Annotated in this window: 9 protein-coding genes; 2 read left to right on the forward strand and 7 right to left on the reverse strand. The window is 46.0% G+C overall.

Going from position 1 to position 12,298, the window contains the following annotated elements:
* Positions 1 to 28 precede the first annotated feature (28 nt).
* Positions 29 to 1,198 (forward strand): Obg family GTPase CgtA, encoded by a 1,170-nt coding sequence (gene cgtA, locus EDC45_RS01990; RefSeq protein WP_133542936.1) that lies wholly within the window; start codon positions 29 to 31, stop codon positions 1,196 to 1,198.
* An 86-nt stretch (positions 1,199 to 1,284) separates the two neighbouring features.
* On the opposite strand, the gene EDC45_RS01995 is transcribed toward cgtA, so the two are convergent.
* Positions 1,285 to 3,324 (reverse strand): BCCT family transporter, encoded by a 2,040-nt coding sequence (locus EDC45_RS01995; protein ID WP_133542938.1) that lies wholly within the window; start codon positions 3,322 to 3,324, stop codon positions 1,285 to 1,287.
* A gap of 534 nt (positions 3,325 to 3,858) precedes the next feature.
* Entirely contained in the window at positions 3,859 to 5,874 is a 2,016-nt protein-coding gene (gene mnmC / locus EDC45_RS02000) for a bifunctional tRNA (5-methylaminomethyl-2-thiouridine)(34)-methyltransferase MnmC2/FAD-dependent 5-carboxymethylaminomethyl-2-thiouridine(34) oxidoreductase MnmC1 (protein ID WP_133542940.1), read from the reverse strand.
* Between the two features lie 207 nt (positions 5,875 to 6,081).
* On the opposite strand from mnmC, the gene fabB reads away from it, so the two are divergent.
* A complete protein-coding gene (fabB, locus tag EDC45_RS02005) occupies positions 6,082 to 7,299 on the forward strand; it encodes a beta-ketoacyl-ACP synthase I (protein ID WP_133542942.1) in 1,218 nt (405 codons plus the stop codon).
* An 85-nt stretch (positions 7,300 to 7,384) separates the two neighbouring features.
* Here fabB and EDC45_RS02010 read toward each other — a convergent pair whose 3' ends face one another.
* From EDC45_RS02010 to EDC45_RS02030, 5 genes are all read right to left on the reverse strand, one after another.
* Positions 7,385 to 8,146 carry a phosphate ABC transporter ATP-binding protein gene (locus EDC45_RS02010; RefSeq protein WP_133542944.1) on the reverse strand — a complete coding sequence of 254 codons (762 nt, stop codon included), beginning with the start codon at positions 8,144 to 8,146 and terminating at the stop codon, positions 7,385 to 7,387.
* The gene (locus tag EDC45_RS02015; RefSeq protein ID WP_133542946.1) at positions 8,143 to 9,030 is read right to left on the reverse strand and encodes a PstA family ABC transporter permease; all 888 of its coding nucleotides are present in this window, start codon (positions 9,028 to 9,030) and stop codon (positions 8,143 to 8,145) included. The genes EDC45_RS02010 and EDC45_RS02015 overlap by 4 nt, the downstream gene beginning before the upstream one ends.
* Positions 9,027 to 9,899: a PstC family ABC transporter permease gene (locus EDC45_RS02020; protein ID WP_133542948.1), complete on the reverse strand. Its 873-nt coding sequence runs from the start codon at positions 9,897 to 9,899 to the stop codon at positions 9,027 to 9,029. Before EDC45_RS02020 ends, EDC45_RS02015 begins: the two co-directional genes overlap by 4 nt.
* The gene (locus tag EDC45_RS02025) at positions 9,896 to 10,720 is read right to left on the reverse strand and encodes a phosphate ABC transporter substrate-binding protein (RefSeq protein WP_133542950.1); all 825 of its coding nucleotides are present in this window, start codon (positions 10,718 to 10,720) and stop codon (positions 9,896 to 9,898) included. Before EDC45_RS02025 ends, EDC45_RS02020 begins: the two co-directional genes overlap by 4 nt.
* Before the next feature lie 233 nt (positions 10,721 to 10,953).
* Positions 10,954 to 11,907, reverse strand: a complete 954-nt coding sequence (locus EDC45_RS02030) for a Gfo/Idh/MocA family protein (RefSeq protein WP_133542952.1) — start codon at positions 11,905 to 11,907, stop codon at positions 10,954 to 10,956.
* Positions 11,908 to 12,298 lie beyond the last annotated feature (391 nt).

Genomic DNA, 12,298 nt, shown 5'->3' on the forward strand with positions numbered 1-12,298 from the left:
ACAGAACTATTAAGAAGCAGGTGAAAGCATGAAATTTATTGATGAGGCTTTGATTCGGGTCGAAGCCGGGGACGGCGGTAACGGTTGTGTTAGTTTCCGACGGGAAAAATATATACCTAAGGGCGGCCCTGACGGCGGCGACGGCGGCGACGGCGGCGACGTTTATTTGATTGCGGACGAAAATCTGAATACATTAATCGATTATCGTTTTGAAAAACGTTTTGCCGCCGAAAGAGGAGAAAACGGTCGTAGTGCAAATTGTACCGGTCGCCGCGGTAAAGATATTAGTTTGCGCGTGCCTGTAGGTACCCGTGCCATTGATAATGACACTAAAGAAGTGCTGGGAGATTTAACCGCACATGGGGCAAAAATGCTGGTGGCAAAAGGCGGTTATCACGGTTTGGGCAATACCCGCTTTAAATCTTCGGTGAATCGGGCGCCGCGCCAGAAAACCATGGGTACCCCGGGTGAGAAACGGGATTTGCAGCTGGAATTAATGCTGTTGGCGGACGTGGGAATGCTCGGTTTGCCGAATGCCGGTAAATCCACTTTTATCCGTGCGGTTTCGGCGGCAAAACCGAAGGTGGCGGACTATCCTTTTACCACTCTGGTACCTAGTCTTGGCGTGGCGAGGGTGGATGCCAACCGCAGTTTTGTGGTGGCGGATATTCCGGGGCTGATTGAAGGAGCTTCCGAAGGGGCGGGATTAGGTATCCGCTTCTTAAAGCATCTGGAGCGTTGCCGAGTATTGATCCATTTGGTGGATATCGCACCTATTGATGAGTCGGATCCTGCGGATAATATCGCCGTTATCGAAACCGAATTATTCCAGTACAGCGAACGTCTGGCGGATAAACCCCGTTGGCTGGTGTTCAATAAGATTGATACCCTGGACGAGGAAGAGGCCGGCCGGAGAGCGGAGGAAATTACCGAGCGCCTCGGTTGGGAAGAGGATTATTACCTGATTTCCGCCGCCAGCGGGCAAAATATTCTGCCGCTGACCCGAGATATTATGGATTTTATTGAAGCGCACCCGCGTGAGAGCGAGCAAGAAACGGCGGAAGCGGAAGAGGTGAAATTCAAATGGGAAGATTATCATCAGCAACAGCTGACACAATTCGATGAAGATGATGAGGACTGGGACGATGACTGGTCCGAAGAAGATGAGGAAGGGGTAGAAATTATCTATAAACCTTAATTTCTTTAACTTATGGAAAATAAATGCCTTTACTTGTGAGTAAAGGCATTTTTTATCGGGATTTTCCCCCTTTATTATTGCGGCGATTATTGCATGTTGTTGTCGCTCGATTCGCCCATATTTTCCACATCGGCGGTCATCAAGTTATGGCTGTCGTCCATAGCAAGATTCATAAAGCGTTCATATTGTTTTAATACGTCGGCAATTAATTCCTCTTTTGTCATATACTGCACATCGTAACCCTGACGTCCGTCGAAAAAATAAGTGATGGGTTCATAGATTTTACTTTCATCGATATTAGGTACGTTACTGTCTTCCACGACTAAATCGGATAATTCGCGGGACTGGCATTCAATACCGTATAAGAAATTGCGTAAGTTTTCTTTGACCACTTCAAATTCAATTTTCGGATTTTTGCCCTCAAAAAAGTTCATGCGCGCGGTTAAATCATGGTTTTCAAATTCTTCTACCAGTTCTCTGAAGGCGGGGCGTGCCACTTGGTTAATAAAACGTCGGATATCTTTGCGATCGGTAGGATTAACGATTTTTTCCAAACGATCTTTCCAACCTTTACCGGTCCAAGAGGCGCTGCCCTGTGAGAATTTTTTACCGGAATACTGGCTATCCACCATTAGTCCTTTCCATAAGCCGAAGCACAGGGCTATCATAATTGCCATAAAGGGTAGCGCAATAATTAATGTCATGGTTTGCAGCGATGATAAACCGCCGGAATAAAGCAAGGATAAGCCTAAAATGGCAAGTAAGGCGCCCCATAGAATACTTTGCCATTTCGGCGCGCCTTCATCTCCCTGAGAGGCTATGCTGTTGAGGACAAAAATACCCGAATCCGCAGAGGTTACGAAGAAAATGGAAATAACGACTACTGCGGTTATTGATGCAATAAGGCCGAAGGGTAATTGGTTGAAGAAGCCGAATAACAAGTCTTCCGTATTGCCGCTAATCGCCGCCAATGCGCCTCCCGTTTGCTGATCCAGCCATATAGCGGAGCCGCCGAAACTGGTCATCCATAAAATATTAAATAGGGAAGGAACGAATAAGACGCCTAAAATAAATTCACGGATGGTTCGACCCTTAGATATTTTAGCAATAAAGGTGCCGACAAAGGGCGCCCAAGATGCCCACCATGCCCAGTAGAGAATAGTCCAGTTACTTAACCAACCTTTATTTTCCGGTTCATAGGCAAAGGTACGGAAACTTAGTTCCAGTAATGAACTGAAGTAATAGCCCAGATTTTCGGTTAAGCCGGAGAATAGAAATAAGGTCGGTCCCGCCACAACAACAAAGATCAATAATAAAGCGGCTAAGATTAGATTAATTTCACTGAGGATCTTTACCCCTTTCCCCACCCCGGAAATTGCTGAAATAACGGATAACACCATGGCGACAATAACAATTACCGCCAATATGCCGAAGCTATTGCCATCCAACATTCCCAGATGATTAAAACCGGCATTCACTTGCATGGCGCCGTAGCCCAGGGTGGTGGTTAAACCGAAAATAGTACTGCACAGGGCCACCGTATCAATCAGATGTCCCCAAAAACCCGAAATCCGGTTTTTCAGTAAAGGGTAAAAACCCGAGCGTACGGTTAAGGGGAGTTTGTAGCGGAAGCCAAAATAGGCCAATACCAGTGCTATGACCGCATAAATCGCCCAAGCATGAATTCCCCAGTGATAAAAGGTCGTCATCATCGCATCTTTCATGCGTTCCGACTCTGAAAGTCCCTGTTGTAACGGATGTAAATAATGCAGCATAGGCTCCGCTACGCCGAAATACATTAAACCGATCCCCATTCCTGCGGCGAATAGCATGGCGATCCAAGACATAAAGGGATATTCCGGTTCATCGGTATCCGCTCCTAAGCGGATACTGCCCAGGCTACTGACACATAAAAACATCAGAAACAGGAAAAAAATTGAGCCTGCCAGAATATAGAACCAACTGAAATGAGCGAATACCCATAGTTTTGCGTTATTTAATGTGGTTTGAGCCTGTTCGGGGAATATCGAACAAAAAATAGCGACTAATCCTACAAATGTCAGGGTAGGGATAAAAATCGGGCCTTTTAAGGTTGTTGTGGCTCGTATTTTTTGTAATATGTTCATCTTATTTTCTTCTCCAACATATAAAATCTAATTCCGTTTAATATTAAGTTTCCCGGCACGGAAAATAATTTTGTCATGTTCCCTGACAAATAAAGTTAATAGTTCAAAATCTATATTTTTGATCAACCTGCGAAAAGATATTATCGGCAGGATAAAGCAGAATATTTAAGTTGACAACGCCCTGCGGGGCGGAAATCTGATGCAATCTTGCAGGAAGCAAGGCATAGCTGATGGCGGAAAAGCCGATTGAATAAATTTAACGAATATTTATCTAACCTTCGGCGGTATAGATATAGATAGCAACTTTTTAAATTGCGTGGCGAATGCTACATAAAAATGGCCTGACTGTCAAATTAGCGCATTATTTGTCCCTTATATATGAAGCTAAGCCGTCTTGAGTCCGAGAGCTGAATTTGTATACGCATCATATATGGCGGGGAAGCCGTTGCGTTGAGCTACGGCGTTAAAGGCAAAGCTTTTTATCGCTTCCCTCGGGATTATATCGCTCTTTGCCAATGCCCTCGGAAGCGCAGTTTAATTTACTGCGCTTCCTTTCAACAGCTTTCTTATCCAGCTGCGGTTCGGGCTGAGTTGGTGCAGCAGATCTTCACTGAGCGGAAGCGGCTCGTTATAGATTAAGGAAGCCAGAATTTCGCCCAACAGAGGCGCCGAAGTCAGGCCGCGCGAACCCAGGGCGGCAATCACATATAGGTTTTCATAATTTGCCGCCGCTTTTATTTCTTGGCGGCGTCGGCGCAGATTAAAAATATTACGGTAATCTTCAATCTGACGCTGAAAGTCCGGGAGATTTCCGAGCAGGGGAATACGATCCCGTACCGCACAGCGTATCCCTATGCGCGCCAGATTGTCCGAACAATCCACTTCGTTAACCCAGTCCACCGCCAGATTATGTTGTAGCTTATGCTGATTTTCCTGTTGCTCTTGCAGGCTGAATTCCCGCGATTCACAATTGCGTACATGGCTGGCGCCGATACAATGAGAACTTTGCGCCTGATCCGCCGGGGTAAGATAACCGTCGTAGCAGAGTACGCTTTTCAACTTTAACAGCTGTTGCGAGGTGGGTATTTGGCTGACCTGACCGCGTACGGGGTAAAGGGGCAGAGGTGCGCTCTGCGGGAAACGATGAACCTGATGACCGTTTGCCAGAATCACCACCCGGTGAAAAAAGCTTTCTCCCTGTGCGTTAGTTAAGCGCCATTGCTCTTTTTCCCGAGAAAGTGCGGTGATTTTTTGCCGAGTTTTTATTTTCAACCCCAGAGATTCTAAATAAGCGAAAGTATTTTGCACAAATTGTCGCGGCGCCAACCAGCCGCCTTGGGCAATAAAGCCGCCGCCGCAAGGCAGGGGTAATCCGACCTTTGCGCTGAGATGTTGCTGATCCAGGGGAATATATAATTCTTCCGGCCATCGGTAGGCGGCGATTTTGTCCAGTTTTAGGGCGCTTTTGGGGTCGTAACCGCAAAGTGCCACACCGCAGAATTCATGTTCGAATTCGATTCCGCGGGCGATAGCCTGCTCCAGCCGTTGCCGTCCGTAAGCAAAGGCATGAATATAAAAGCGGATATTGCGTATATCGTCGTCGCTCAGCTGCGGGTAAAATGCGCCCTGTTTATTCCCGGAGGCATTCAGCCCCAGTTGTTCGTCCGCACAGTAAAGGGTAACTGTCGCTCCCCGTTCGAGTAAGCTGAGGGCGCTGAATAATGAAGCGATTCCGCCGCCGATCAGCGCGATATCCGCCTTTGCGGAAAGATCCGCCGCTTGAGCCAGGTACCAGGGGCTAAGGTATTCGAAGTTATTGGCTTCAAGGGGCTTTTCTCCTTGCAGACATTCGCGTTTTTGTGCATAGCCTTTACGTTTATTTACCTGAAAACCGGCGCTTTGCAGCCCTTTTCTGACCGCACTGGCGGCGGTAAAGGTGGCAAAGGTACCGCCCGGGCGCGTGTAGCGGAACATTTGCGTATAGAGGTTATGGTTCCACATTTGCGGGTTTTTGCTCGGTGCAAAGCCGTCCAGAAACCAGGCGTCGATTTTATTTTGCATATAATCGCCCAGTTGCGGCAGGTTGTCCGCAATATCTCCGAGCCAGATATCCAATGTGGTTTCGGCAAAATGGATACGATAACAGCCGGCGAGGGACAAGGGCCAGTGGGCGCGGAGCTCGCTACTGAGGCGGGTAAACTGCGGATAGGCCCGATGTGCGGTTTCGAGTTGTTCCCTGTTGAGAGGATATTTTTCAAAGGAAATAAAAAACAGGCGCTTGAGGGGCGCTTCGGGGTATTCAGTGCGAAATTGGCGAAAGGCTTCGATCAGGGTAAAAAAATTCAGCCCGGTACCGAAACCGGTTTCGGCAATGGTAAAATGTTCGGTACGGCAGTCCCGCCAGCGTTGAGATAAATTATTCCCCTGTTGAAAAACATAGCGGCTTTCGGCAATGCCGTCCTGATTGGAGAAATAGATATCGTCGAATTGTTCCGATACCGGAGTATTTTGCAGGTTAAAATGAATTTTAGCCGGACTAACCTTTAACATCGGGCGTTATTTCCTTTGGTTGAGTTTGATCTTCGTATATAATACCCCAATTTTTAAGCTTAGGCGAAAGGCGGCCGGTTCGGTATGTCTAACTGGTCGAACGTTATTATTAGTACTTGCAATCTGCCGATTTCATAGTACATTAACGTTCAGCTAACAAATGTAAGTTGAAATTGGTTTATTCTAACCCATTAAGGAATACAGATAATGAAAAGAGCGGTGATTACCGGTTTCGGTGTGATTTCCAGCATCGGCAATAATAAAGAAGAAGTTTTGGCAGCATTAAAAGCGGGAAAATCAGGAATTGAAACGGTTCCCGCTTTTGTTGATATTGGTATGCGCAGCCATATTGCGGGAACAATAAAATTAAATCCGGCGGAACTTATTGATCGTAAGGTTTATCGTTTTATGGGGGATGCGGCGGCTTATGCTTATCTTTCCATGAAAGAGGCGATTGAAGATGCGGGATTGAGCGAAGATCAGGTTTCCAATGATCGTACCGGCCTGGTAATTGGGGCGGGTACGGGGTCTGCTCACAGCCAGCTGGTCGCCTGTGATGCGGTTCGCGGTCCGCGCGGTGTAAAAGCCATCGGCCCTTATGCAGTTACCAAAACCATGGCTTCCAGCGCTTCCGCCTGTTTGGCGACGCCTTATAAAATTCGCGGCGTAAACTACAGTATGAGTTCCGCTTGCGCGACTTCCGCTCATTGTATTGGGCATGCCTGGGAGCTTATTCAGTTAGGCAAACAGGATATCGTATTTGCCGGCGGTGCGGAAGAATTATCCTGGGAATGCGCTACCGAATTTGATGCCATGGGGGCACTTTCCACTAAATATAACGAAACCCCGAGTAAAGCCTCCCGCGCTTATGACGCCAATCGCGACGGCTTTGTTATCGCCGGCGGCGGTGCAGTGGTTGTGGTTGAAGAACTTGAACATGCGTTGGCGCGCGGTGCTAAAATTTATGCCGAAATTATCGGCTACGGCGCTACTTCCGACGGCTATGATATGGTAGCTCCGAGCGGCGAAGGGGCCGAGCGTTGTATGAAACAGGCGATGGCAAATATCGATACGCCGATTGATTATATTAACGTGCACGGAACTTCAACGCCGGTGGGCGATGTGAAGGAATTAGCCGCAATTAAAGCGGTATTCGGCGATAAGGTACCGCCGATTTCTTCGACAAAATCAATGACCGGCCATTCTCTCGGAGCGGCAGGTGCGCATGAAGCCATTTATACCCTGTTAATGCTGGAAAACGACTTTATTGCGCCGAGTATTAATATCGAAACTATGGATCCGCAGGCCGAAGGTTTAAATATCGTTACCGAAACCAAAGAAAAAGCCGGTTTGCAAACGGTTATGTCGAACAGCTTCGGCTTCGGCGGTACCAATGCGACCTTAGTGTTCAGACGTTATAAATAATCGCGCAGCGGCTGAAGAGTCGCAGTGAAGAGCTTAAAAATATCCGCACTAATCTTAATTAAGGCGGATATTTTTTATTTGTTTCTTATTCGGGCAAAGCGGAAATAATGCCCGCCAGTTTTTCTTCCTGCATTTCCTGTTTATTATCAATAATGGCGATTATCCTACCCTTGTCGAAAATGCACAGGCGGTCTGCAAGGCGACAGGCTTGCGCCAGGCTATGGGATACCATAATCAGGCTGTATTTCGGCGCCAGTTTTTCAATGAGCTCTTCGATTTTACGAGCGGCGAGAATATCCAGAGAAGCGGTAGGTTCGTCCAGTAATAAAATTTTCGGCTTAAGGGCTAGGATTCTGGCCAGACAAAGTCGCTGTTGTTGTCCGCCGGAAAGTTTGTCGGCGGCGCTATGCAGGCGGTGTCGAACCTCTTCCCATAAGCCGACGTCCTGCAAGCTTTGTTGGACTCTGTCCCGTATTTCAGCTTCGGCTAAATGCAGTAATTTGGCCAGCGGCAGGGAAATATTTTTTTCTATGCTAACAGGTAATACATTTGGGGTTTGGAACAATATCCCGACCTTTAAGCGCAATTCGCTGAGCGCCTTAGGAGAAAGACGGTTATAAAGCTGTAATCCTGTACCGAGATCCAGTTTGATTTCGCCTTCGGTCAGGCATTCGGGATATTCGTCATTTAAGCGATTAAAACTGCGTAATAGCGTAGTTTTTCCCGAGCCGGAACGACCGATAAATACCGTGATTTTATTTTTCGGGATCGTCAAATTTATATTTTCAAGAATACTATGCCGGTGGAATTTAATGCTGAGGCGGCTAAGTTGGGCTGCGATAGTCATAAGTTTGTTGTTATCCGAGGTGAAAGTAATTTTTTTTCAATCAGGTAAGCGCATAACAGTAGTCCGCTTGCCAGGATTAACAGTATCAAGGCGGCACCGAATCCCCTTTGTAGTTCCTCCGCCGTTTGGTATTGCGCCGCACTGTAGTAGACGGTAAAAGGTAGGGCTTGAAATTTATCCAATAGGCCGCCGGCTATTCCGGCATTGGCTACAACTCCGGTCAGTAGAATAACTGCGGTATCTTCCGCGGCCCGACCTAGGGCCAGTATAATGCCGGCCAGAATACCCTTTTTAGCACTGGGCAGCAGGATATAGCGCAGGCTTTGACGGCGGCTGAAACCCAGGGCGGCACCGGTTAGCCTTAACCCCTGAGGAACGGCCTGTAAGGCTTCGGATGTTGTGAGTATCAGCGTCGGTAAAACCAGTAACGCAAGACAAATTGCCGCAAGCAGTAAGCCGGTATTGGCTTGCGGGAAAAAGGTATAGCGCAGAAATAAAATCAGGCTGAAGCCGAATAGCCCCATAACGATTGAAGGCGTACCCGCCAGAATATCAATAATGCTGCTTAACCATTTTTTTTGCCGGGGCGTAGCATATTCCGCCAGAAAAATGCCGCAACCTATTCCCGGAAACAGGCTGAGCGCGAGGGTCAGCAGTACCAGATATAAGGTTCCGATACAGGCCGGCCAGATACCCTCCCATACCGGCAGTTCTCCCAGTATTGCCGCTTTGGCCGGTGTGGTGCCAAATAACAGTGATAAATTTAATGCGGGTAAACCTCGTATCAGTAAGAATCCGACCACACAACTTATAGCGATAAGCAGAATACCTACGCACAGCCATTCGAACAAGCCTACCAATAGTAGGAAAGGAGAGGTTTTCATATTTGCTTTTCCCCGAGGCGACGCACTATAAGGCTGATTGAGGCATTGATTAATAATAGCAACGCACCTGCCGCAAAAAGCGAATTATAGGCGATTCCGCCCACCTCATTTGCAGTTACTAATGCCATATGTGCGGTGAGGGTTCGCAGGCTGTCGCTAAAATGTAAAGGAAGCTGAGGCCAGTTGCCCGATAGCATTAATGAAATCAGAGTATCTCCCATGGCACGGCTGAAGCCCAGTAACAACGCAGTTAATAAACATTGTCTGGCGGCAGGTAATACAAAATAAATTAAGGTTTGACGTCGATTAAAACCCAGGGCTGCAGTATCGAAACTAAGATGTTCCATTCTGGGTTTTAAGCCCGTATCCATCACCAGAACCATTGTCGGTAAGATTAATAAGGCCAAAATTAATGCTGCGGACAGTAAGTTTAAACCCGAGCCGGAACTGAGTATCTGACGGATGAAGGGAACCAGTAAAAATACGGCAACAAAACCGTATACCACCGTGGGAATGGCGGTCATAAAACGGATAACCAAGGCTACCATTGTGGGGAGGAAATGCCGAGGTTTCCTTTGGTTGGGGCGAGTCTGTAGCCAGAAAGCGATACCTGCCGCTATCGGAAAGGCGATAGTTACGGCCAGGCAGGACAATGCTAGAGAGCCGGCCACCATGGGCAATATACCGAATTGTCCTTTTGCCGGTTTCCATTGCCAAGAGAATAAATGCGCATTTATTCCGTTGTCATCAGCACTGAAAACCGGTAAAGCGAAGGCGAAAACCATGATAAAAATCAACAGAATCGCAGCGACAGCCAGTGCGGTTGCCAGACAAACCGGTAAACCGGCCCCTTTATTACCCTCGATCATTTATCGGTTGGGATATAGCCTGCCTTTTTAATTATTGCGGTTCCCGCCGGGCTGTAAATATAGTCGATAAAGGCTTTGGTAATACCCTGCGGCTGGCCTTTGGTATTCATATACAGTAAACGGGTAATTTTATAACTTCCGTTTGCCGCATTTTCCTGGGAAGGCTGCATATTATCGATAATTAACCCGTGCAGAGAATCGTCCAGATGGCCGATACCCACATAGCCGATAGCATTTTTATCCTGTGCAACCGCTGTTTTCATCGCACCGTTTGAATTTACGATATTGGATTGCGCGATTTCGGTATCCTTATTTAAGGCCTTTGCCTCGAAAACTTCGCGCGTACCGCTACCGTCTTCTCTCATATAGAGTGAAATTACCGCGTTATCACCGCCCAGTTGCTGCCAATTTGTGATTTTTCCGGAAAAAATATCGCTTAGCTGTGCACGGCTAAGGGCTTTCACCTTATTAGCGTTATTTACCACAACGGCGACACCGTCAATGGCAAAAGGGAAACTGACCAAGCCGTATTTTTCGATTTCGGCGGCTTTAAGGGCGCGACCGGTATTACCGATATTCACCAGTCCTTCGCCGACTTTCTGTACGCCGACGCCGGAACCGCCGCCGGTAACGGTAATATTAATATCTGGGTGTTCGCTCATAATGTTTTTTGCCGCACCAAGCATCACCGGAATATGCGCGGTACCGCCGGCAATATCAATATTACCCTTAGTATTTTGAAATCCGGGGACGGAAGATGCGGAAAACGGCAGTAATAAACAGAGTATTGCTGTCGTGATATAGGAAGATAAAGACTTCATTTATTCACCTCTGCAAATTTTATAAACTTAGCGGAAAAACCTCATAGATAGATTAAACAAATATTATGTTTAACAAAAAGTATAATAACAAAAAATGAGTTTAACTAAAATAAAGCTTTATAAATACAAAAGTAAATAATTTGTATTTCTATTTTTAATTAAAATAAAAAACTTTGGTTTTTTTGACCGCTCTTTTTGTAAAAAAACAGACCGGTAATACCGGCCCGTCAGCGTTAATCTTGAATTTTACACTTATGGGTATCCAATAAAGCGACTGCGGCTTCACTAATATCCAGCATTTTTTCGGCAAATGCGAAATCCTGCCGAGCTATAATAGAGATAAATTTCTGAAACTCGGGCAGCATACGGTGCTGATTTTCAAAACTGTACTGTTGCGGCGGTTGAGCATTTAAATTCAGGCTAAAGTTATCCATAATATTAGCCGGCATCGGAATACTGATGCAGCCCTTTTCTCCTTGAATGGAGAGAGTAACCGGCGCTTGGCAATCCTTAGCGGCGATACAAACCGCTTTAAAATCTTCATAATCCAGTAGCATAATGCCGCTGGTATCAATATTGCGTTCAATATTCGCCGAATAGAAGGCGGATTTCGGCGCGCCGAATAAACCGATTAAAAAATGCAGGTTATAAACGTTCAGATCCATTAAAGCGCCGCCGGCTTTTAAAGGATCAAATGCCGGCAGGATCTCGCCCGCCTTAAAGCGATCATAACGGGAAGAGTACTGGCTATAGTTTAAACTGACAATTTTTATCTGCCCGAGCCGAGGCAGATAATCTTTTAGCCGCAGATAGGCGGGAAGATAATGGACGGTCATCGCTTCAATCAGAATTTTTTTCTGCTCCTCGGCAAGACGGCGCAGCGCTTGAAACTCGGACAGACTAGGCGTAATAGGTTTTTCCAAAATAATGTGTTTGCCGGCTTTTAATGCCTTTTCGGCAAAGGAAAAATGCAAATCATTCGGCAGCGCAATATAGAGGGTATCCGCATCACTCGCCAACATTTCCTCATAATCACAGAAGATTTGGCTTATTTCGTAGGTTTGTGCCAGTGCTTTGGTTTGTTCCGGGTTACGCCCAAAAATAGAGACTCGCTCAAGTTTAAGCTGGGGTAAGATTTGCAGAAAATCCCGTACGATCATTCCTGTTCCGATAATTCCGAGTTTCATTTTTTCTCCTTTTGTAAATATTCCTCCGTTTAGCCTGCTGAGCTTTTTTGGGCAGGCTAAGGGGCGGTTTTAGTATGCTGAAGATAAGGGTTGTTATGAATTTGTCAATGGCATTCTTGTGAATTTTGAAATCATCATCATTTGATCATTTTTTAACCTGTTGTTTTATTTGGTTTATTTTTTTATTAAAAAATAAGGAATAATTTTAAGAAGGTTTAAAATTTTAATTAATTCATATTGTTATGCCTTATATTCTTTTAAGTAATAAAGGATTTTATTTTTATTTAATTATTTTAAATAAAATTGTTAAGGAATATAGATAATATTTTTAATATTGTTTATATTCTGCCAAATAAGATGGATATTTTATATTCGTTGACAGGAGCGTCTT

Source organism: Mesocricetibacter intestinalis (genome assembly GCF_004363295.1).
In the GTDB taxonomy this organism is placed as follows: domain Bacteria; phylum Pseudomonadota; class Gammaproteobacteria; order Enterobacterales; family Pasteurellaceae; genus Mesocricetibacter; species Mesocricetibacter intestinalis.